Consider the following 20,392-nt stretch of genomic DNA (forward strand, 5'->3'; position numbering starts at 1 on the left):
AAACCAGTTTGACTGAACCACCCCGGGGCCCGCTGTACGACACATGGGGTTCATGAGGTGTGAATCCCAAAGTTTCAAATCCTGAGGGAGAGCTTTAATGGCTCAGGGAACCGTCAAGTGGTTCAACGCTGAAAAGGGCTTCGGCTTCATCGCACCGGACGGCGGTGCACCGGACGTGTTCGTGCACTTCTCCGAGATCCAGGGCAACGGCTACCGTAGCCTCGAGGACGGCCAGCGGGTCGAGTTCGAGATCACGCAGGGCCAGAAGGGTCCGCAGGCCTCGCAGGTCCGCGCCGTCTGACGCATAAGACCTCTGTAGAGGGGTAAGGCGGAGTTCGCTTAACGCGAACTTCGCCTTTCTCTTTTTTCGGACCTTCTGGCTTTCCCCCCCTCCCCTCCTGACCCGGCTTCCCCCCGGCCCCGGCCCGCCCCAGACCAGAGCTCGGGCGCCCCGGTTCCTGCGCCGTCCCCACCCCGGCCGGACCCGTCCTGCCGAGCCCGCCCCGCTCTACCAGCCCGCCCCCGCCGACCCGCTCCGGCGGCGGAACCGGTCCACGAGTCGCCTCAGCGGTAGACCAGCCCCGAGAGCCGCCAGGCGAGACGACGGCGGAAGGCCGGGCTGAGCGCCAGGATCCGCAGGACCAGGTTCCTGACCGGGCGCAGGTGCCTGTTCACATTGGCCAGCCCCGACAGGAACCCGGTGAAGGCGACAACCCGCCGGGCGATCGGGCGGCGGGACGCCGCGTAGACGTCCAGCGCCCCCTGGTCGCCCCTGAGAGCGGCCGTGAGCGCCGCACCCAGCGCTGTGGCGTCCTGGATGCCGGTGTTCATTCCCTGCCCTCCTGCGGGACTGTGGACGTGCGCGGCGTCACCGGCCAGCAGCACCCGTCCCGCCCGGAAGGTGTCGGCCACCCGGTGGTGGATCCGGAACCGCGACCCCCAGACGACCTCGTACACCACAGCCCGGGTCCTCTCCGGTCCCCGGCTGTCCAGCAGCCCCTGGACGAAGGCCACGTCCGGCTCGGCGGGCGCCTCGTCGACGGTGGCCACGATCCGATGGACGCCGTCGGGCAGCGGGGCGGCCACGACCAGCCCGGCGGGCGAGAAGTAGAGGACGACCTCGTCGTCGGGAAGGCCCCCGCCGAGCCGTACGTCGGCCAGGCTGAACGACTCGCCATACTGCCCGCCGGTGAAGGCGACGCCCGCCTGCTCGCGGACCGTGCTGTGCATGCCGTCCGCGCCGACCAGGTACTTCGCGGTGACGGTCGCGCCTCCGGCGAAGACCGCGGTCACCCCCTCGCCGTCCTGGGTGAGGCTCTCCAGCCTGTACGGCCTGGCCACCCGGCCGCCAAGCTCGGTCAGGCGCTCCAGCAGGATCCGCTCCGTGACCGCCTGGGAGATCATCAGCGTGTAGGGGTATCGGGTCGGAAGCTCGTCGAACACGACCGGCACGAGCGTCCTGTCACGGTCCCTGATCGTGAACCGCCGGGCGTGGATGCCGAGGGCGGTCAGCCGCTCAGAGACCCCGAGGCCTTCGAGGACCTCCAGCGTCCTGGCGTGAACCACGGCGGCCCGCGAGGTGTTGTCACCGGCCGCCTGGTCGTCGACGACGGTCACGCCGAACCCCTGGCCCGCCAGGGAGAGGGCGACGGTGAGGCCGGTCGGTCCCGCGCCGATGACGAGAACGTCCGTGGTCGTGGGGAGTGTTTCGGGCATCTGACGCCTCCGCGGTCATGTCAACGCCTGTTGGCCAACATCTGTTGGCATAACGATGATTCCCCGGGCCGATAATGTCAACACATGTTGGCCTACACTTGTTGGCATGAGGAGATCTTCCGAGGACACCAAGGCCGTCATCCTGGCCGCGGCACGGGAACGCTTCGCGGCCGACGGCTTCCAGGGGGCCACGATCCGGGCCATCGCGTCCGACGCCGGAATCGACCCGGCCATGGTGATGCGCTACTTCGGCAACAAGGAGAAGCTGTTCGCCGCCGCAGCGGACGTCGACCTGAGGTTTCCCGACCTGGCGGCGATCCCGCGGGAGGAGGTGGGCAGGGCGCTCATCGGGCACTTCCTGGACCGCTGGGAGCAGGACGAGGGCATGATGATCCTGCTGCGCACCGGCGTGACCAACGAGGCCGTCGCCGAGCGGATGCGCGGCATCTTCGCGGGCCAGCTCGCCCCCCTGGTCTCCAAGCTCGACGACGACCGGGAGCGCGCGCCGCTCAGGGCGGGCCTCGCCGCGACCCAGGTCCTCGGCATGGCCCTGTGCCGCTATGTGCTCCGGCTGCCCCCCGTCGCCGCCATGTCCCGCGAGGAGATCGTTGACTGGCTTGGACCCACCCTCCAGCGGTATCTCACAGGTGACGTCGACGGGCACGACACAGCCTGATCACGAAAGCCGTGCCGTCCGAACGGCGCCCGCCCGGGCAGCATCTACTGCGATATGAGGCATCCCTCCGGCTCTGCCCTGTCCTGGCTTGGTCATCCCGTCACCGTGATCGCCGTCTTCGTGCTGCTGGTCAACGACCACGTGCTCAAGGTCCTCTGGCCCGGCCCGGTCACCGGCAAGCTGAGCGACGTGGCGGGCCTGCTCGTGGCCCCGCCCCTGCTCGCCCTGGTCCGTGTTCCTCCCCTCGCCGCGACGATCGCAACCGGCGTCGGCTTCACCCTGGTCAAGTCCACTGAGGCGGGCGCGGCCCTCGCCTCCCAGGCCTGGTCGCTGCTCGCGGGCCCCTCCCGGGTACTGGCCGACCCGACCGACCTGGTCGCCCTGCCCGCGCTGGGCCTCGCGTGGCTGGTCTGGCGTCGCTGCCGGTCCGACCATGCCGTACGGCGGGCCCGCACGCTGATCATCGTCCCGGTCGCCCTGGTCGCGGTGACCGCCACCTCCGGGCTACCCTCCCCCTCCGCCGTGTCGGTCCTGGCCGACGGCGAGACGATCACCGTCTTCGCCGACCACCCCTACCAGAGGATCGTCTCTCAAGACGGCGGCCGGACTTGGAGCGTGCAGCGCACCTCTCCCTCGGCCCCCACGCCCACCCCGCCGCCAGGCGTGACCCGCGCCTGCCTGCCGGACAGCCCCCGGCACTGCTACCGCGTCGTCCCTCCGCGTCTGGCCGTGGACGAGTCCCTGGACGGCGGAACGAGCTGGAACACGGTGTGGGAGGTGTCACCGGGACGCGAGGGTGCACTGCGGCGACGCGTCACCGACTACGACACCTGGCCGTGGCGGGGTTCCACGGCCATCGCGGCCCAATCCCGGCCGGACGGCCACGTGGTGGTGGCGGCCGACGGCAACGACGGCGTCGCCGTACGAGACGCACGGGGAACCTGGAGACGGCTCGGCTTCTCCGACAAGGGTCTCTCGGAAGACGCCGCGCCCCCGCTCCACTCGCTGGATCTCGATCTGACCCCGGAGTATCTCGCCGGCTTCTTCACCGGCCTGTTCGGCTTCATGCTCTGCCTGGCCCTGGCTCGCCGTCGCCGGCCGCGAGGCAGGGTCCTCTCTCCGACCGCGTACACCCTGGTCTCGATCGGGTTCGCGGTGAGCATGTTCTTCCGCTCCGGTCTCCTCGCACCGCTGATACTCCTGGCCGCTCTCGCCTGTGCCCTCATCGCGGCGGGCCTCACGGTGGCGTCGGGGGTCATGGCGCGCGTGCCCGTCCCGGCCTGGCTCACGGCGGCCGTCACGGCCCCCTGTACAGCGGCGACGATCTGTGTGATCTTCTCCGGCTGGGCGTCGGGCACTCCCGACGACTACTCGACGGCGGTGCTCCTGGCCTGCGTGGCCGGTGGTGTCGGCGTCGCCGCCTCCGCCGTGGTCGGCTGGATGTCCGCGGAGAACCCCGCCGGAGACCCCACGGCGGAGGCGGACCCCGCGATGTGAGGGGACCGGGCGGCTCGAGCAGACCCCGAGGCGCGTACGGCGAGGCCCCCGCCGGTGTACGGCGAGGGCCCCGGCGTGGAACAGGGTTATTTGACCGGTTCGAGGATGTCGAGGCCGACGTAGGGGCGCAGGGCCTTGGGGACCTCGACGGAGCCGTCGGCCCGCTGGTGGTTCTCCAGGATGGAGACGATCCAGCGGGTGGTGGCCAGGGTGCCGTTCAGCGTGGCCACGTGCTGGGGCTTGCCGTCCTTGTCGCGGAAGCGCACGGCCAGGCGGCGGGCCTGGAAGTCGGTGCAGTTGGAGGTCGAGGTGAGCTCGCGGTAACGGCCCTGGCTCGGCACCCACGCCTCGCAGTCGAACTTCCGCGCGGCGCTCGCCCCGAGGTCACCCGCGGCGGTGTCGATGATCCGGTAGGGCACCTCGATCTTGGCGAGCATCTCCTTCTCCCAGTCGAGCAGGCGCCGGTGCTCCTCGGCCGCGTCCTCGGGACGGCAGTAGGAGAACATCTCGACCTTGTCGAACTGGTGGACCCGGATGATGCCCCTGGTGTCCTTGCCGTACGAGCCCGCCTCCCTGCGGAAGCAGGAGGACCACCCCGCGTAGCGGTACGGCAGCGCCGCGCCGTCGAGGATCTCGTCGGCGTGGTAGGCCGCCATCGGCACCTCGCTCGTGCCGACCAGGAACAGGTCCTCCTCCGGCAGGTGGTAGATCTCGCTCGCGTGGGCGCCGAGGAAGCCGGTGCCCTGCATCGACTCCGGCTTCACCAGCACGGGCGGGATCATCGGCACGAAGCCCGCCTCGATCGCCTGCTGCATGGCCATGTTGAGCAGCCCGAGCTGGAGCCGGGCTCCCGGGCCCTTCAGGAAGAAGAACCGCGATCCCGAGACCTTCGCACCGCGCTCCATGTCGATCGCGCCGAGCAGCTCGCCGAGCTCAAGGTGGTCGCGCGGCTCGAAGTCGAAGACCGGCTTTTCGCCGACCTCCTCGAGCACCACGTAATCGTCCTCGCCGCCCGACGGAGCCCCCTCCTGGACGAGGTTGGGCACCGTGTAGAGCAGCTCGTCGAGCTCCTTGGCGAGCTTCTCCGCCTCGGTCTCGGCGGACTTGACCTGCGTGGAGAGGTCCTTGGCCCGGTCGAGCAGCGCCGCCTTCTCCTCCCCGGAGGCACGGGAGACCGACTTGCCGACGCTCTTCTGCTCGGCGCGCAGCGTCTCGAAGCGACTCAGCGCGCCGCGCCTGCGCTCGTCCAGGTCGAGCAGCGTGTCGACGACAGAGTCGTCCTCACCGCGGGCACGCTGCGACGCCCGTAGCCGGTCGGGATCCTCACGAAGGGTACGCAGGTCAATCACAGAACAAGGCTACCGACGTACGGCTCGGGCCCGCGCACCTATTCGCCCCCCGAGCCCTCCCCGGCACCCGCCCCCTTCAGGCCCGGCCCTCAGACCCGGCCTGAACGGACCCTGGACAGCCAGCTCCCGGCCTCGGCGAAGTCGCCGTCGGCCGTACCCCTCTTGATCTGCGGCGTCAGGCCGTCCGCACGCGGGTAGCTGCCGAGGAAGCGCACGTCCGAGCAGATCCGGTGGAGCCCGGAGACGGCCTCGCCGACCCTGGCGTCGGCCACGTGGCCCTCGAAGTCGAAGTGGAAGAAGTAACGGCCGATGCCGTCGCCGGTCGGCCGCGACTCGATGCGGGTCAAGTTGACGCCGCGCACGGAGAACTCGGTGAGCATCTCCAGCAGCGCGCCCGGGTGGTCGTCGGCGAGGAAGGCGACCAGGGAGGTGCGGTCGGAGCCGGTCGGCTCGGGCAGCGGCCCGGGACGCGCCACTTTGACGAACCTGGTCACGGTGTCCGAGCGGTCGCCGACGTTGGCGGCGAGCTCGACCAGGCCGTAGTTGTCCCCGGCGATGCGCGCGGCGATGGCCGCGTCGTACGGCGAGCTGGGCAGCGCGACCTCCTGGGCCGCGGCCGCGGTCGACGGGGCGGCGACCACCACGGCCCCGGGGAGCTCTCTGGCGGTGAAGTTGCGGCACTGGGTGATCGCGGCGGGGTGGGTGAAGATCCGCTTGATGTCACGCATGGTGGTGCCGGGCCGCACCAGGAGCGAGAACTCGACGGGCAGCAGCAACTCGGCGACGATGAGGAGCGGCTCGCCCCAGGCGAGCTCGTCCAGGGTCGTGGTGATGCCGCCCTCGAGCGAGTTCTCCAGGGGGACGACGGCACCGTCGGCCTCGCCCTGACGAGCTGCGTCCAGCGCGGCGCTGACGTTGACGCTCGGCAGACGCTCGGCGTGCGGTGCCAGGATCCGCAGGGCCTCTTCGGTGAAGGTGCCCTCCGGTCCCAGGTAGGCGAATCTGGGCATGACCACAGGCTATCCGCCGCTCGTCGGCGATCGTACGCGGAAGTGCGCATTCAGGCCGCGCCGAGCCCCGTCCCGAGCACTCCGCCGGTCGGCGGTCCGTGGAGACAGCAGCCGGCACGGAACCCGGGGTGATCGTCCGGTCACACGAGCGCCCGGAAAGCCTCCCTGCGCCTGGGCAGCCACACCCCGAGCAACCAGACCAGGGCGAGCGCGCCGAGCCCGAACCCGTTCTGCACGATCTTGCCGAGCACCGGGCTGAGGACGGGCACCTCCGCCGCCTTGATCGCCACTCCCCACCAGGGGATCGGCAGCACGTAGTAGAGCCAGACCCCGGCCGCGACACGGATCCGCACCGGATCCCGCCCGTCGCCGACCAGCGCGCCGAGAACCACGACGACCCAGGCCAGGTGGTGGATCCAGGCCACCGGCGACAGCAGCACGGCCATCAGGCCGACCAGCGCGACCGCCGTCACCGCGTGCCCGTCGAGCAGCGCCCTGCGCGCGTGGCGGAAGCCGTACCAGGCGACCACGGCGACCAGCGCCAGCCACAGCAGGGAGGTCAGCGAGTCGGGCAGGTAGAGGCGGATGAGCATGCCGCGCATGGACTGGTTGGTCGTGGCCGCGTTCGCGCCGAGCCGCTCGGGGTCGAACAGCGCGCGGAACCAGAAGTCGGCTGCGTCCGACGGGATGACCAGGAACGGCAGGAGGGTCAGCAGGGCCGCGGTGAAGGCCGCCATGAAGAAGGTCCTGCGCTGCTCCTCCCGCGCGCCGGGGCCGAAGCCGGTCATGAGCAGGTAGACCAGGAAGACGCCCGGGGTCAGCTTGACCGCGGTGGCCAGGCCGATCAGCATGCCCCGCGGCCACACCGGCCTACGGACGACGCAGTCGGCCAGGCAGAGCGCGACCAGCAGGATGTCCACCTGGCCGAAGCGGACCTGGTCCCTGATCGGCATCAGATAGGTGCACGCGACCGTCAGGAACGCGAACGCCATCGGGAGCCCGAGACCGCCCACCAGGCCGGACGGGGCCGCCCTCCCCAGGATGCCCCCGGAGCCGGGGGCATCGTCCCCTCGGTACGGCGCGGCCACCCTGTCCAGGACGGCGCGGAAGCCGTACCCGACGGTGACGGCCAGCGCCGCGAAGATCCCGGCCGTCCACACCCACTGCGCGACCGGCCACGGCATCATGGCGAGCGGCGTGGCCAGCATCGCCGCGACCGGCGGGTAGGTGAAGGGCAGGAGCTGTGGCGCGGGCGTCACGAAGCCGTAAACCGATCGTCCCTCCAGGAGCTCCCGGCCCCCGGTACGGTACACATCCAGGTCGACCAGTCGCTGGTCGTCGACGTTGCCCAGCCACTGGAGCACCAGCGGGGCAACGGCGACCGCGACGAGCAGCAGCGCGAGCAGCCACGTCCACGGTGGCCGCCTGGTCGTGGTCGCCTCGCCAGTCCTCACGACCAGGCAGGTTACCGTGGGCCTGGAGGAAACGGCCGCCAACGGGTACGGATACGGGGGAACCGGATGGGTTCGGCGCACGGTGGTCAGCACACCGGTCAGCGCGCGGGCGGGCACGTCGGCGGGCATGTCACTGGGCATGCCAGTGGGCATGTCAGCGGACGCGTCGGCGGGTATGTCGGCGTGCCCGGCCTCGTGACCTGGCCTGCCCGCGTGACCCGATCTGCCCGGATGGCCTGGCCTGCTCGCGTGATCCCATCGGCTCAGGTAGCCCGGATGTCCCGGTCGGCCCGGGCCGCGTTGGCTGTGGTCCTGCTGTCGCTGTCCGGGCTCGCCGGGCTCCTTCTCGCCGGTACGGCCGCCGCCTCCGCGGCCGTGGCACCTGCAGCCGGGGCACCCGCGGCCAGAGTCGTGGTCGTCGGGGTTCCCGGCCTCGAATGGGGTGACCTCGACCGGACGCGGACTCCGAACCTGTGGAAGCTCGTGGACGAGGGCGCCGCCGCCTCGATGTCCACCAGGGCGGTCCCGCCGCCGACGCGGAGCCTGACCTGCCCGATCGCGGGCTGGCTGACCGTCTCCGCGGGACAGCGCGCCGGCGCCCCCGGGACGGCCTGCGAACTACCCGCGCAGCCGCAGCCGGCCCCCGACGGTGGGGCGAGCGTGCCGGACTGGCCGGCGCTGGTGACGTTCAACGCCACCAAGACCTCCTATCGTCCGGTGCTCGGTCAGCTCGGCCAGCTCGTCGCGGACGCCGGGGGGAAGGTCGCCGCCGCCGGTCCGGGAGCCGCCCTCGGCGCCGCCGATAAGTCCGGAAAAGTCGGGAAATATGCGGCGAATGTCGCGGCGCTCGGCGACCTGGAACCGTACCGGCTGGTCACGGTGGAGATCGGCGACCTCGCCAGGGCGTGGATCGCGGGAGGCGTGGACGCCGACGGCGCCCCCGTCGGGCTGACCGGCCGGGCCAGGCAGGACGCGGTCGCGGCGGCCGACCGCGAGATCGGCGCGCTCCTCGGCCTGCTGCCGCAGGGGAGCACGGTCCTGCTCGGCGGCCTGTCGGACGCGGCGGCCTCGGCGCACCTGCACGTGGCGATCGCCCGCGGTCCCGCCGCGGGCGGCACGCCGTACGCCCACGGCTACCTGACCGCCACCTCGACCAGGCAGGACGGGCTGGTCACCAACACCGACCTGACCGCGACCGCGATCACCCTGCTCGGCCTCGACGCCCCGAACGGCGTCGTCGGCCACTCCTGGCTGAGCGCGGGGCCGAGCGGGGAGCCGACCTCGGGCATCGTGCGGAACCTGACGGAGGCGGACCTGGCCAGCCAGGTGCTGCGCCAGGTGCAGGGGCCGTTCTTCACGGTGTTCGTCAGCGTGCAGATCCTGTTCTACCTGCTGGCCGCGGTCGCCATCCGCCGGGGCTGGGGTGGCTCCCGCGCGCTGACGGCGACCAGGGGCGTCGCGGCCGTCGGTGGCGCCATCGCGATCGCGACCTTCCTCGCCCAGCTCGTGCCGTGGTGGACCTTCCCCGCCCCGATGGCCTCGGTGATCCTGACCATCCTCGGCATAGCGTGCGCGATCGCCGGGCTCGCCTTCGCCGGGCCGTGGCGGACGCACGTCCTCGGCCCGCTGACCGTGGTCGCCGCGATCACCTCGGTCGCCCTGCTGGCCGACGTGATGACCGGCTCCAGCCTCCAGGTGAACGCGGTCACCGGCTACGAACCGGTCACCGGCGGGCGCTTCTACGGCTTCAGCAACATCGCCTTCGCCGTCTACTCCGCCGGGACGATCCTGGCCATGGCCGGGGTCGCCCAGTGGCTGATCTCCAAGGGACGGCGCCCGCTCGCGCTCACGGTCTGCGTGCTCTACGGGGGGCTCGCGGTGTTCGCGGACGGCTGGCCCGCCTGGGGCGCCGACTTCGGCGGGGTCCCCGCGTTCCTCGTCGGGGTCGCCGTCTTCCTGATCCTGCTGGCGGGCGGCCGGATCTCACTGATCAGGCTCGTCCTGGTCGGCCTGGCGGGCGCCCTGCTGATCGGGGCCATCGCGGTGATCGACTGGCTCAAGCCCCCGGCTCAGCGCACCCATCTGGGCGCCTTCGCCCAGCAGGTGCTGGACGGCGAGGCCGGGACGGTCATCGGCCGCAAGTTCGGGGCGATGGTCGGCGTCACGGTCGGCAACTGGTCGCTGACCCTGCTCTCGCTGGTCGCGCTCGCCTTCCTCTTCCTGGTGCTCGACCGTCCCTCCCGGTGGGGCGCCTCCGCGCTCGACGGGGCCTACACCCTCGCCCCGCCGCTGCGCGCCGGGCTGATCGGCGCGCTGACGTGCGCGCTGATCGGGTTCCTGATGAACGACTCCGGCATCGCGATCCCGGCGATGGCGCTCACGGTCGCGGTGCCGCTGACGCTGACCGCCTGCGTGCGCGCGCTCCAGCTCTCGCAGCCCACCACGCCAGCGCGACCGTCAGCGCCAGCAGAGACCACGGCACCACCCGTTCCCTGACGGCGGTCTTCAGCCAGAGCAGGTCCTCCGGGCGCAGAGCCTCCCTTGCGGGAAGGTAGCCCAGCGACAGGATGACGACCCTGGCGACCATGAAGCCCTCGAGCGCGGGCCAGGAGGCCATGGCCAGCAGCGCGAAGGCCAGGCCGTCGTACCAGGGCAGCGCGTACGTCGCGGCGAACAGCCAGGCGACCACGACCCCCGCGGCGACGTGGGGAGCCGTGTGCCCCGGCGCGGCCCGCAGGATCAGCCAGGCCAGGCACGCCATCAGCAGCAGCGAGCCGACCTGGGTCCAGGCCGAGTAGGCTCCGGGCCCGAGCAGCGTCTGAAGCCCGGTCTTGACGAGCTGCCATGGTGTGCCGAGCGAGACCTTCCTGCTGGCCGCGCCGACCTGGTCGAGCACGTGTGGCCCCGCGACGCCGTAGATCACGAGCACGGTCGCCGTCGCCGTCCCCGCGACGACGGCGAGCCTGCCCGGCGAGCGGCGCAGCTCCCAGGCGGGGCCGAGCGCGACGAGCCCCGCGTTCAGCTTCACCCCGATCCCCACCCCGAGCAGCAGCCCGCTGGCCGCCCCCCTGGCCATGAGCGCGGCCACCATGCAGGCGACGGCCAGGGTGTCCACGTGCATCCCCGCTGCCAGGTGGTAGATGATCAGCGGGTTCGCGGCCCAGAGCAACGCAGCCCGCAGCCGCAGGCCCGCGTCACCCCTGGTGAAGCGGTCGATCAGCAGCGCGGTCCCGGCGAACGCGCCCGCGTTGACCACCGCCATCACGAAAACGGTCAGCCTCACCGAGTCGCCGCCGACGAAACTCGCCAGCGCCTGTACGGCGGTCGCCACCGGGCCGTAGACGCTGGTCACGCCGGTCCACTCCTCGACGGAGCCGAGCACCGGATCGCCGGGCAGCGCCGAAGGAGCGGTCACGTACGGGTTCTGGCCGAGCGTGACCAGGCGCCCGTAGGCGGCGTAGTTGAGGTGGTCGGCCGAACCAGAAGGCGGCAGGAACGCCAGCAGCGCGGCGGCGGCGCAGCCCGCGGCGAGCAACCAGCGCGGATCGGGCCGCCACCGGGACCTCAGGGCGCCCGCGAGGCCCGCGCCGCCCAGCACGATCGCGAACGCGGCCATGGCGATCACCAGGTGACCGTCGGGCCGCGCCCGAAGCGAGTAGGGCGGCTGCCATGAGGGACCCGGCAGGTCCGGAACCATGGCCGAGGGACCGAGCAGCCCGATCAGAACCGTCAGCCCCACAGAGAGCCCGACGGCCGCGAACGCGGCGACGTCGAGCGCACGCGGCGTGTCACGCGTGGAAACTCGCATGTCGCCGACTGCCGGCGCGTCCTGGGTCACCCGCAAATTCCAGCACATCCGGCACAGTGCCCGGTCTGCTCGCGGACCGAGAGCGGCCGGCCTACCTGCGGATCAGCAGGGCCCAGGCGACGTCGCGGAACTGCCTGGCCCGGTGCAGTTGGGCCTTCCAGTCGGTGCCGGTCGCCCGGTGCGACATCTCCACCTCGACCTCCCGAACCCGGAAGCCCCTGCGGATCAGGTCGATCGTCAGGGCCGTCTCCACGCCGAAGCCGTGGGCCAGGGGCCGTGCGGACTCGAAGGCGGCCCTGGTCAGGCAGCGCTGGCCGTTGAGCGGCTGGGCGGGCGTCCAGCCGGTCGCGCGTTCGATGCCCTGGCGGGCCAGGTTCACCACGAACCCGTGTCCGCCCAGCTTCACCCGGGTGACGAAAACGGCGATGGTCATGTCGGCCTCGCCCGCGACGACCGGTTTGATCAAGGGCTCCGCCGCGCGTGCCGTCTCCCCCAGGTCAGCGTCCAGGAAGAGCAGGTGCCGGGGGGTCTCACCGTCGAACAGGCGCACGGCCTCCGCCCCGCTCTCCATGGCGGCGGCCTTGCCCCGGTTGCGGCTGTGCCGTACGACACGGGCTCCGGCGGCCTTGGCCACTCGGCCCGTCTGGTCGGACGAGCCGTCGTCCACGACCATGACGAGGTCGACCCCGGGCAGCGTCAGGGCCGCGGCCACGGTCGCGCCGATCCGGTCGGCCTCGTCCTTGGCCGGAATGATCACCGCTATCCCGGTCATGCCTGCCGCTTGACCGTCAGCAGTGTCTCGTGCACGGTGAACACCGAGTCGAGGCCGGTGACCTGGAGAATCTTGCGGACGGCCGGTCTGGGCGCCGCGAGCTCCAGGGTGCCGCCTCGCTCTCGCAGCCGCTTGAGCGCCGACAGCAGCACGTTCATGCCGGTGGAGTCGCAGAACTCCACGCCGGACATGTCGATGACCACATGGGTGGCCGGGCTCTCCTGGAGCAGCCGAGTGAACTCGGCCTGCAGGCCAGGCGCGGTATACAGGTCGATTTCGCCGACTATGACCATGACGGTGTGCCCGGCATGTGATCGAGTTGAGACTTTTAGCTCCACAGCGGGCACACTAGCGGCGCGAAGGCCACTGGTCACGTTCTCTCGTCCAACCCGAGTCGTCGGCCCTTTGTCCCCCGTTTAGGCCTCATGAAAACTCTGAGTGCGTGAAACTTGACTCTGAGCAACACCGGCTTAGCCGGAAAGGGGGGAGACCCGGAACCTCCCGACCGTCCCTGCGCTACGACAGTGGCGGCCGTTGAGTAGAAACGGGCTCGAACGCATCGATGAACACCGACCTTCCTGAGGATCCTCAGCGACAACGTCTCAGAGAGCACCTGGAGTCCATGGTCACCCGCACCGAGAAGGCGACGTCATGGCACGATGCCGCCAACTCGCTGCGTGGCCTGGTGAACCGCGAGGGATACGTCCCGATCAGAACCCGCCTCGCGAGCGAGGACCTCGACTTCCTCGAGGGGGCACGCGAGGAGCTGCTCGGCTTCGCGGCACTGGGAGTCAGGCTGCTCGACCTTCACCAGCCCCGCGACGCGGGCGGCATCACCAGCGACACCGCGAACCCGATCCTGCGCTGCCGCAGCTGTATGTGGCGGTGGCCGTGCCCGACGTTCCGCGCTATGGCCGAGTCCTTCGGCAGCCCGAGAACCCCGACCTCGTGCCAGCACGTCGAGCCGGACCACGAGGACGGCATGAGCGGCATGGAGGGCATAGCCGGCATGGACGGGGACGGCGCCGATCGGGGCGGCACCGATCGGGGCGGCGGAGGTGAGGACGGCATGGACGACACGAGCAGCAGCACGAGCAGCACGAGCGGCATGAACGGCACGGGCAGCGCGGACTCCGAAGCCGCCATGGTGACCTGTGAGCTGCGCCTCCTGCCTCGCGACCCGTACCCGCCGCCGCGCCCCGCGCGTTGACGTCCGCCGTCACGCCGACGCCCCGCCCGTCGAGGCCCGCCGTCGGGGACGAGTCCCGTCCGGGACGGGTCCCGCCGGTGGCGGGCGGAGCTCACACGTGGTGAGTGAAGCTCATGCGGAGACTCACGTGCGGTGAGCGAGACTCACGCGTGGCGGGTGAGGTCCGCGTGTCGCGGGTGAGGCTCACGCGTGGCGGGTGAGGTTCGTGTGTGGCGGGTGAGGCTCACGCGTGGCGGGTGAGGTTCGTGTGTGGCGGGTGAGGCTCACGCGTGGCGGGTGAGGTTCGTGTGTGGCGGGGCTCAGGCCGGCAGCGGGAGACGGATCTCGAAGCGGCAGCCCGGCCCGGCGTTGACGACGTCGATGGCCCCCTCATGGGCCTCGACGATGCCACGGGCGATCGCCAGGCCGAGCCCGGCTCCCGCGCCGTCCGCCGCCGGGGTCCTGGCCGCCTCGCCCCGGAAGGCGACGTCGAAGACACGGGGGAGGTCGTCGGCCGGGATGCCTCCGCAGCAATCGGCGACCGACAGGCAGGCGGCCCCGTCCTCGACGGTCGCCCGTACCCACACGGTGCCGTCGCCCGGAGTGTGCCTGATGGCGTTGTCCACCAGGTTGCGCAGGGCCCTGGACAGCTCAGCCGCGTCCGCCTGTACCGGGACGACCCGGTCAGCCTCGGCCGCGAGCCGTACGCCCTTCGCCCTGGCCAGCGGCTCGGCCCCGGCCAGCGCGTCGGCGACCAGGTCGCCGAGACCGATCCGCCGCCGGGACAGCCGCAGGGCGCCCGCGTGGATCCTGGACAGCTCGAACAGGTCTCCGACCATGCCCGCCAGCCTGTCCACCTCAAGGCGGATCTGGGTGTGGTAGCGGCTCACGGTCTCCGGGTCGGCGACGACGCCGTCCTCAAGGGCCTCGGCCATGGCGCGCATGCCCGCCAGCGGGGTGCGCAGGTCGTGACTGACCCAGGCGACCAGCTCTCGGCGGGAACTCTCCAGTGCGCGCTCGCGCTCGTGACCGAGACGCAGGCGCTCGTAGGCCTCCTCCAGAGTCCTGGCGATGGTGTCGAGCTCCGCGGGCAGGCCGCGCGGCGGAGTGAACTCCCCCGTCGGCGGTACGGCGTGCACGGCGTCGACGAGCCTGCGGCTGGCCGCGACGACCCGGCGGGCGAGCACCGTCGCCACACCGAGACCGACCAGGCCGCCGACCGCGACCACGCTGAGCACGATGTCCCGCGGAGTGCCTTCGATGATCATTTTAAGGGTGATGGCCACCACGCCGCCGACCGTCGCGACCACGGTCACCACGGCGACGACCGCGAGCATCACCCCGATCGACCGCTCGCGCAGCAGCCACATCGTGCCGAGCCCGGTCAGCGCGACCAGGAGGCCGAGCCCGGCGGTCACGGCGACGATCTCCAGAATCTCGGGGATCACGGCGCGTCCATGGGCTCGTAGCGGTATCCGACGCCCCACACCGTGACGATGCGCCTGGGGACGGTCGGATCGGGCTCGATCTTCTCCCTGAGCCTGCGAACGTGGACGGTCACCGTCGAGGAATCGCCGAAGGACCAGCCCCAGACCTGGTCGAGCAGGGCGGAGCGGCTGAAGGCCTGGCGGGGGTTGCGCATCAGATGGGCCAGGAGGTCGAACTCCCGGGCGGTCAGCATGACCTCCTCCTCGCCGAGCCGTACCTCGTGGGCGCCGACGTCGACCGCCAGATCTCCGTCCCTGAGGACGCCGGTACCCGCGGGCACGGAGCCGCCGCGCGCCCGCCGCAGCACGGACTGCACCCGCAGCGCCAGCTCCCTGGGACTGAAAGGTTTGGTGACGTAGTCGTCGGCGCCGGTCTCCAGGCCGACGACCCTGTCGATCTCCTCGCCCAGCGCGGTCAGCATGATGACGGGGACCGGCCAGCGTTCCCTGAGCTTCCTGCAGACCTGGAGCCCGTCCATCTTGGGCAGCATCAGGTCGAGCACGAGCAGGTCCGGTGGGCTGGACAGGGCCCGTCTGAGCGCCTCCGCGCCGTCTCCGACGCATTCGACCAGGTGCCCGTCGCGCTCCAGGTAACGGGTCACGACCTCGGCAACCGTCGGGTCGTCCTCGACCACCAGAATCCGCGCGCTCATGGTTCCACGGTAGGCCTGTCCACCGCCGTTGCCACCCTCTGTCACCACTCCGTAAGAACGAGATCGTTACGGATCTCGCGCACATCCGGTTCTCCCGGGACGTACGGTTGCTGACATGGTTCGTACCGTCTTGGGCGTCGTAGGCGCCATCCTCGCGCTCTACGTGGTTTTCGGGCTCGTGCTGCCCGCGCTGTTCGGGCTGCTGAAGTTCGTCTTCGTGCTGGGGATCGTGGCCCTCATCGTCGTCGCCGCGATCACGATCGTGAGCAAGTCCTCCAAGTGACCGCACTGCTCGCCGTCCAGACGTTGTTCGCCTGGATGTTCGACGGTGGCGGCGGCGCCGTCGCGGCGACCGCCGTCATCGGCCTCGGCGTGCTCCTGCTCGCCTGGGCGCTGCGCGGGGTGCCCCGGGCCTCAGAGGCGAGCGGGCCCTCGGCGCTGTCCGGACGGGAGCGGTCCCGGCGGATCGTGTTCGTCCGCCAGCGCGACCCCGACCGGGCGGGGCGGTCACGGCCGAGAGCACCATCCGCGGGCCCGGCGCCCGCGTAGGACGTCCCGAGCGCGGGCGCCTTCTGCACTGTTTCTCATTTCAGTCAGAAGGGCTCTCCCATGTTCGACTCCGTCATCGAGTTCACCGCAGATCTGATCACCGCGCTCGCCCAGCCGCTCGGCTCGACCGCGGCGGCGATCGTCATCTTCACCATCGGCGTCCGGCTGCTGCTCCTGCCGCTCAGTGTGATGCAGGCCAGGGGCGCGCGGACGCAGGCCAGGCTCGCGCCGAGGGTCGGGGAGCTGCGTAAGCGGCACGGCCGCGACCCCGAACGGCTGCGCAGCGAGTTGGTCTCGCTCTACACCCGGGAGGGCGCCTCACCGCTGGGCGGCATCCTGCCCGGCCTGGCGCAGGTACCGTTCTTCATGGTCGCGTATCGGGTCTTCGTTTCCTCGACGATCGCCGGTCACGCGAACGCGCTCCTCACCCACGGGTTGTTCGGCGTGCCGCTCGGACAGCAGTTCGCGAGCACGGTGGCCGGATTCGGCCTGCTCAGCGGGCCGACCCTGGTCTTCGCCTGCCTCTTCCTGCTGCTGCTCGCGGTGGCCCTGGTGACCTCGAGGCGGATACGGCAGACGATGGGCGACGAGGTGCAGCCGCAGGTGCTGCGCGGGGTGATGCCGCTGCTGCCGTTCACGACGATCCTGGCTGCCGCCGTACTGCCGCTCGCGGCCGGGATCTATCTGCTGGTCACCACGGCGTGGACGGCGGGAGAGAGGGCCGTGCTGTACCGTCCCGCGCTCGCGGGGCGGTAACCGAGAGGCCCGCCTCCTCGGCGCTCACGGAGCGTGAGGGCCGGCGGCCAGGCGCCGGTGAGGTCGGCGCTCCGGGCAAAGGAATGTCTTTCGAGGTCAGCAGGTCGCGTCCCGCCTCATCGGGTGAGGCGGGACGCGTCCTATCCACATTCTCGTAGCACAGGCTCGGGGACGGAAACCTGGCCGTTACTCACGGTTCCCACGGTCGTAACCACCGCCCAGACCGTGGTGACCTCTCCTTCGTGCCTGACCCCCCAGCTCGTGGCCAGATACTCGACGATACCGAGCCCTCTGCCCCCCAGAGAGGAGAGCGTCGGGCGCCCCGCTCGCGGCTCGGTGGCGGCACCGCCGTCACTCACCGCTACTTCAACGTGCTCGTCGGTCCAGCGCCACGCCACTCTGATCTGACCGGACGGCAACGGATGCGCGTGCCGAAGCGCATTGCTCAGCAACTCGCTCACCACGAGGACCGCGTCATCTATAGCGGTCTCGTAGACCCCCCATTCCTGCAGGTCAGAGCAGAGGCGTTGGCGTGCGACAGCGACGCTGGACGGTGCATACGGCAACAACACGACGCTCGACGCACTCACCTCCCCGTATCCCTGTTCCCCCTGAGGAACACACCCCAGTACGACCGAAATGCCCCGTTAGATGGTCTTAGAAACCGAGCGCCAATTACAGCTTGTGCACATTCGACAATAGATCAGCTCATCCGTTACCGGCTCGTTACCGGATCGGCGTGTCGGTCAGGTAAGGGCGCCCGGCGTGTCGGCAATACGCAGCGCCAGCCGCATCCGGGTGCCGCCCCCGGGACGGGGATGCGCGGAGACCTCTCCCCCTTGGGCGCGGGCCAGGCTGCGGACGATGTACAACCCGAGACCGACTCCGCCGAATCGGCGACGGTCTCCGCTGTCGACCTGGACGAAGCGTTCGAAGATCCGCTCCCGGCTCGCGGGCGCTATGCCCACACCCTCATCGTCCACTACCACCACCACCCAGTCACCGTCCGCCCAAGCCTCGACCCTGATCAGGCCACCGTCCGGCGAATATTTGAATGCGTTCTCCAACAGCTGGCCCAGCACGATATCGGTGGCTATCGCATCACCAGAGACCGGGGGCAGGTTTTCAGGGACATTGACCTCAACTCTATGCACATCGGACAGAACCGGCAGGCCGAGCGTGGCGGCCCTGAGTAGTTCACCGAGGTCGATGCCCTCGATCCTGAGCGTGAGCTCCCCCGCCCCCGCGCGGGAGCCGAGCAGCAGATTGTCCATGAGCTTGCCGAGTGAGTGCGCCCGCTCGGCGATGATGTGCACCGCAGAGCGGCGCTCCGCATCGGTCATGCCGTCCCAGCGCGCGGCGAGGGTGCCCGCGAACCCCTGGACCACGGTGATCGGAGTGCGCAGCTCATGGCTGGTCGTGGCGAGGAAGAGGTCCTTGGCCTCCTCAAGCTCCTTGGCCCTGGTGACGTCGCGGAAGTCGACCACGATCTCGCCCGTCTCGACGATCTCCGCGCAGAGCACATCCAGCCAGGCGCCCGAGGAAAGCTGGAGGGTGAGCTTGTCGCCCGGCTCGGGGAGCTCGAACGGCGGCGGCCCACCGATCACCTCCGCCGCGTCGAAACCGGTCAGCTCGGTCGCCGCCGGGTTCCACTGGATGACCCTGCCCCGGCGGTCGAGGACGGCGATGCCGTCGGCGCTGGCGTCGAAAACCGCCCGCTGGTGGGCGCGCTGCCGTACGACCTCCTGGTAGGCCATGGCGTTGCCGACGGCGATCCCGGCGTGCCCGGCGAGCAGTTCGAGCAGCTCAAGCTCGACGTGGCCCGCCTTGTGCTTGGCGAACAGGGCATACAGCGCGCCGTACGGCCTGCCACCCGCCATCGCGAGGCCAAGCGCGATGGAGTGCAGGCCGGGAAGCTGCGACCAGATCAGCTCGTCGAGGCGAGCCTGGTCCCCGGTCTCCAGCATCACGGTCCTGCCGGTGCGCAACAGCTTGCCGACCAGGCTGGTGCGCATGTGGGCGGTCGAGTCGCGCAGCGACTCGGGCAGCCGGTGGCTGGCCACGAGGCGGAGCGTGTCGCCCTCGATGAGCACGAACCCGCCCGCGTCGGCCCCGGTCAGCTCGGTGAGGCTGGCCGCGATCCGGTCGAGCACCGCGGGCAGCTCCCGCTCGGCGTTGATGTCGGCGACCACGTCGGTGAGCCTGCGCACGAGCCGCGCCCTGCGAACGACCCTGTCCTGGGCGCTCTCGTCGTCCTGGGCCAGGTGGTAGACGCTGACGTAGCCGAGCAGCACCCCCGCCTCCGAGCGCAGCGCGCTGGTGTCGACCCGCACGTCGAGCAGGCTGCCGTCCCTGCGGAAGCGCTTGGTCCGCAGCGAGACCTGGCCTCCGGTGCGGACCCGTTCGAGGACCGCGTTGTGCTCGGCCGTCAGCTCCTCGGGCACCACCGGGGCCCTGCGCCCGAGCATCTCCTCCGCGAACCAGCCGAAGAGGCGTTCCGCGGCCGGATTCCACGCCAGGACCGCCTGATCGCGGTCCAGGGCGACTATCGCATTGGGCGCACCGGCGACGACCGCGCGGCCGATGCCCTCGTCACTTTCGGCCCTGTCGTCACCCACACGTCCATAGTGCCGTGTCAACTGGCCTGATCTTGGCACTTCGTCCGCATGTGCTGACACTCGTTGGGAGGATCCGTCCGATACGCTGCGGTCACCACACGCCTGGATACGGAAGGGTGGGGGCATGTCATCCGGCGACCTCGACGCACTGCTACGGGTGACCTCGCCCACCTACGTAGGAAGCACCCATCCGGACGTCGCGTTCGGCACCCTCGAGGGCCCCGTGGGACGGCTGACGCTCGCGGTCACGCACCGGGGCGTGGTCGCGTGCAGCTACGAGGACGAGAACGTCGTCTTCGAACGCGTCAGCAGGGCGATCGGCTCGTTCATCGGCCCGGACCCCAGGCGGCTCGACCCGGTCCGCAGGGAGCTTGACGCGTACTTCTCCGGCAGGCTTCGCACCTTCACCATCACCATCGACCTGCAGCTCGCGACCTCGTTCGCCAGGACCGTGCTGCAGATGATGCTGGCCGTACCGTACGGGACGGTGACGACCTACCGCGAGATCGCCGAGCGGATCGGCAGACCGAGGGCGCTGCGCGCGGTCGGCAACGCCCTGGGGAGCAACCCGGTCTGCGTGATCGTGCCCTGTCACCGGGTGGTCGAGAGTGAGGCCGTCCTCGGTGGTTATGCGGGAGGCCCGACGGCGAAGGAACGGCTGCTGCGCGTGGAAAGCGCCGTCAGAAGCTAGCAGCGCTGATTGCGACGCCTGGCGGCGTCGCGGGCTTGGGCGCCCCAGTGCCGGTGTCTTCCCTGCTGATTGCGACGCCTGGCGGCGTCGCGGGCTTGGGCGCCCCAGTGCCGGTGCGCCTCCATCGCGAGGCGGCAGAACCGCTCGACCTCCCAGGAGAACTGCTC

20 protein-coding genes are annotated in these 20,392 nt (G+C 70.8%); 9 read left to right on the forward strand and 11 right to left on the reverse strand.

Features of this window, described 5'->3' with window-relative positions; translation table 11 throughout:
• Nucleotides 1-97 precede the first annotated feature (97 nt).
• Entirely contained in the window at nt 98-301 is a 204-nt protein-coding gene (locus AB0395_RS26735) for a cold-shock protein (protein ID WP_012886943.1), read from the forward strand.
• A 263-nt stretch (nt 302-564) separates the two neighbouring features.
• On the opposite strand, the gene AB0395_RS26740 is transcribed toward AB0395_RS26735, so the two are convergent.
• Entirely contained in the window at nt 565-1,716 is a 1,152-nt protein-coding gene (locus tag AB0395_RS26740) for an FAD-dependent oxidoreductase (RefSeq protein WP_366285207.1), read from the reverse strand.
• Nucleotides 1,717-1,822: 106 nt separating this feature from the next.
• On the opposite strand from AB0395_RS26740, the gene AB0395_RS26745 reads away from it, so the two are divergent.
• Nucleotides 1,823-2,392 (forward strand): TetR family transcriptional regulator, encoded by a 570-nt coding sequence (locus tag AB0395_RS26745; RefSeq protein ID WP_366285209.1) that lies wholly within the window; start codon nt 1,823-1,825, stop codon nt 2,390-2,392.
• A gap of 54 nt (nt 2,393-2,446) precedes the next feature.
• The gene (locus tag AB0395_RS26750; protein ID WP_366285211.1) at nt 2,447-3,889 is read left to right on the forward strand and encodes a hypothetical protein; all 1,443 of its coding nucleotides are present in this window, start codon (nt 2,447-2,449) and stop codon (nt 3,887-3,889) included.
• A gap of 86 nt (nt 3,890-3,975) precedes the next feature.
• Here the strand turns inward: AB0395_RS26750 and serS are convergent, their stop codons facing one another.
• The 3 genes from serS to AB0395_RS26765 form a co-directional block, all read right to left on the reverse strand.
• Entirely contained in the window at nt 3,976-5,238 is a 1,263-nt protein-coding gene (serS, locus tag AB0395_RS26755; RefSeq protein WP_366285213.1) for a serine--tRNA ligase, read from the reverse strand.
• Between the two features lie 89 nt (nt 5,239-5,327).
• A complete protein-coding gene (pheA, locus tag AB0395_RS26760; protein ID WP_366285215.1) occupies nt 5,328-6,248 on the reverse strand; it encodes a prephenate dehydratase in 921 nt (306 codons plus the stop codon).
• Nucleotides 6,249-6,388: 140 nt separating this feature from the next.
• On the reverse strand, nt 6,389-7,843 hold the full coding sequence (locus tag AB0395_RS26765; RefSeq protein ID WP_366285218.1) for a glycosyltransferase 87 family protein: 1,455 nt from the start codon (nt 7,841-7,843) through the stop codon (nt 6,389-6,391).
• Between the two features lie 135 nt (nt 7,844-7,978).
• Between AB0395_RS26765 and AB0395_RS26770 the strand changes: the two genes are divergently transcribed.
• Entirely contained in the window at nt 7,979-10,198 is a 2,220-nt protein-coding gene (locus tag AB0395_RS26770) for a hypothetical protein (protein WP_366285220.1), read from the forward strand.
• On the opposite strand, the gene AB0395_RS26775 is transcribed toward AB0395_RS26770, so the two are convergent.
• The 3 genes from AB0395_RS26775 to AB0395_RS26785 all read right to left on the reverse strand — a co-directional run bounded on the left by AB0395_RS26775 (nt 10,080) and on the right by AB0395_RS26785 (nt 12,620).
• Nucleotides 10,080-11,510, reverse strand: a complete 1,431-nt coding sequence (locus tag AB0395_RS26775; RefSeq protein WP_366285222.1) for a hypothetical protein — start codon at nt 11,508-11,510, stop codon at nt 10,080-10,082. The two genes, AB0395_RS26770 and AB0395_RS26775, sit on opposite strands and share 119 nt — an antisense overlap.
• Nucleotides 11,511-11,601: 91 nt before the next feature.
• The gene (locus tag AB0395_RS26780) at nt 11,602-12,282 is read right to left on the reverse strand and encodes a glycosyltransferase family 2 protein (RefSeq protein WP_366285225.1); all 681 of its coding nucleotides are present in this window, start codon (nt 12,280-12,282) and stop codon (nt 11,602-11,604) included.
• Entirely contained in the window at nt 12,279-12,620 is a 342-nt protein-coding gene (locus AB0395_RS26785) for an STAS domain-containing protein (protein WP_366285228.1), read from the reverse strand. Before AB0395_RS26785 ends, AB0395_RS26780 begins: the two co-directional genes overlap by 4 nt.
• 224 nt (nt 12,621-12,844) lie before the next feature.
• On the opposite strand from AB0395_RS26785, the gene AB0395_RS26790 reads away from it, so the two are divergent.
• On the forward strand, nt 12,845-13,492 hold the full coding sequence (locus AB0395_RS26790; protein WP_366285231.1) for a hypothetical protein: 648 nt from the start codon (nt 12,845-12,847) through the stop codon (nt 13,490-13,492).
• A gap of 299 nt (nt 13,493-13,791) precedes the next feature.
• On the opposite strand, the gene AB0395_RS26795 is transcribed toward AB0395_RS26790, so the two are convergent.
• Both AB0395_RS26795 and AB0395_RS26800 read right to left on the reverse strand, forming a co-directional pair.
• Complete coding sequence (locus tag AB0395_RS26795; protein ID WP_366285233.1) at nt 13,792-14,919, reverse strand: HAMP domain-containing sensor histidine kinase; 1,128 nt, start codon at nt 14,917-14,919, stop codon at nt 13,792-13,794.
• Nucleotides 14,916-15,611, reverse strand: coding sequence for a response regulator transcription factor (locus AB0395_RS26800; RefSeq protein WP_366285236.1), 696 nt, complete (start codon nt 15,609-15,611; stop codon nt 14,916-14,918). Before AB0395_RS26800 ends, AB0395_RS26795 begins: the two co-directional genes overlap by 4 nt.
• Nucleotides 15,612-15,726: 115 nt before the next feature.
• On the opposite strand from AB0395_RS26800, the gene AB0395_RS26805 reads away from it, so the two are divergent.
• From AB0395_RS26805 to yidC, 3 genes are read left to right on the forward strand one after another with little or no spacing between them, the layout of a single operon-like run.
• Entirely contained in the window at nt 15,727-15,894 is a 168-nt protein-coding gene (locus tag AB0395_RS26805; protein WP_366285239.1) for a hypothetical protein, read from the forward strand.
• Entirely contained in the window at nt 15,891-16,160 is a 270-nt protein-coding gene (locus AB0395_RS26810; protein WP_366285242.1) for a DUF6412 domain-containing protein, read from the forward strand. Before AB0395_RS26805 ends, AB0395_RS26810 begins: the two co-directional genes overlap by 4 nt.
• A gap of 60 nt (nt 16,161-16,220) precedes the next feature.
• Nucleotides 16,221-16,916 carry a membrane protein insertase YidC gene (yidC, locus tag AB0395_RS26815; RefSeq protein WP_366285244.1) on the forward strand — a complete coding sequence of 232 codons (696 nt, stop codon included), beginning with the start codon at nt 16,221-16,223 and terminating at the stop codon, nt 16,914-16,916.
• 140 nt (nt 16,917-17,056) lie between these two features.
• On the opposite strand, the gene AB0395_RS26820 is transcribed toward yidC, so the two are convergent.
• Both AB0395_RS26820 and AB0395_RS26825 read right to left on the reverse strand, forming a co-directional pair.
• The gene (locus AB0395_RS26820) at nt 17,057-17,506 is read right to left on the reverse strand and encodes an ATP-binding protein (RefSeq protein WP_366285247.1); all 450 of its coding nucleotides are present in this window, start codon (nt 17,504-17,506) and stop codon (nt 17,057-17,059) included.
• 156 nt (nt 17,507-17,662) lie between these two features.
• Nucleotides 17,663-19,534 (reverse strand): PAS domain S-box protein, encoded by a 1,872-nt coding sequence (locus AB0395_RS26825; protein WP_366285250.1) that lies wholly within the window; start codon nt 19,532-19,534, stop codon nt 17,663-17,665.
• Nucleotides 19,535-19,658: 124 nt separating this feature from the next.
• Here AB0395_RS26825 and AB0395_RS26830 point away from each other — a divergent pair, with 124 nt between their 5' ends.
• Nucleotides 19,659-20,225: a methylated-DNA--[protein]-cysteine S-methyltransferase gene (locus AB0395_RS26830; RefSeq protein ID WP_366285253.1), complete on the forward strand. Its 567-nt coding sequence runs from the start codon at nt 19,659-19,661 to the stop codon at nt 20,223-20,225.
• Nucleotides 20,226-20,392 lie beyond the last annotated feature (167 nt).

Origin of the sequence: Streptosporangium sp. NPDC051023 (assembly GCF_040689595.1) — a bacterium.
Taxonomy (GTDB): domain Bacteria; phylum Actinomycetota; class Actinomycetes; order Streptosporangiales; family Streptosporangiaceae; genus Streptosporangium.

Excerpts from the sequence above, each read along its gene's own strand:
- AB0395_RS26735 (WP_012886943.1), top strand. The coding sequence starts at position 98 with ATGGCTCAGGGAACCGTCAAGTGGTTCAACGCTGAAAAGGGCTTCGGC.
- AB0395_RS26740 (WP_366285207.1), bottom strand. The coding sequence starts at position 1,716 with ATGCCCGAAACACTCCCCACGACCACGGACGTTCTCGTCATCGGCGCG.
- AB0395_RS26745 (WP_366285209.1), top strand. The coding sequence starts at position 1,823 with ATGAGGAGATCTTCCGAGGACACCAAGGCCGTCATCCTGGCCGCGGCA.
- AB0395_RS26750 (WP_366285211.1), top strand. The coding sequence starts at position 2,447 with ATGAGGCATCCCTCCGGCTCTGCCCTGTCCTGGCTTGGTCATCCCGTC.
- pheA (WP_366285215.1), bottom strand. The coding sequence starts at position 6,248 with ATGCCCAGATTCGCCTACCTGGGACCGGAGGGCACCTTCACCGAAGAG.
- AB0395_RS26765 (WP_366285218.1), bottom strand. The coding sequence starts at position 7,843 with ATGCCCAGTGACATGCCCGCCGACGTGCCCGCCCGCGCGCTGACCGGT.
- AB0395_RS26770 (WP_366285220.1), top strand. The coding sequence starts at position 7,979 with ATGTCCCGGTCGGCCCGGGCCGCGTTGGCTGTGGTCCTGCTGTCGCTG.
- AB0395_RS26775 (WP_366285222.1), bottom strand. The coding sequence starts at position 11,510 with ATGCGAGTTTCCACGCGTGACACGCCGCGTGCGCTCGACGTCGCCGCG.
- AB0395_RS26780 (WP_366285225.1), bottom strand. The coding sequence starts at position 12,282 with ATGACCGGGATAGCGGTGATCATTCCGGCCAAGGACGAGGCCGACCGG.
- AB0395_RS26790 (WP_366285231.1), top strand. The coding sequence starts at position 12,845 with ATGAACACCGACCTTCCTGAGGATCCTCAGCGACAACGTCTCAGAGAG.
- AB0395_RS26800 (WP_366285236.1), bottom strand. The coding sequence starts at position 15,611 with ATGAGCGCGCGGATTCTGGTGGTCGAGGACGACCCGACGGTTGCCGAG.
- AB0395_RS26805 (WP_366285239.1), top strand. The coding sequence starts at position 15,727 with ATGGTTCGTACCGTCTTGGGCGTCGTAGGCGCCATCCTCGCGCTCTAC.
- yidC (WP_366285244.1), top strand. The coding sequence starts at position 16,221 with ATGTTCGACTCCGTCATCGAGTTCACCGCAGATCTGATCACCGCGCTC.
- AB0395_RS26830 (WP_366285253.1), top strand. The coding sequence starts at position 19,659 with ATGTCATCCGGCGACCTCGACGCACTGCTACGGGTGACCTCGCCCACC.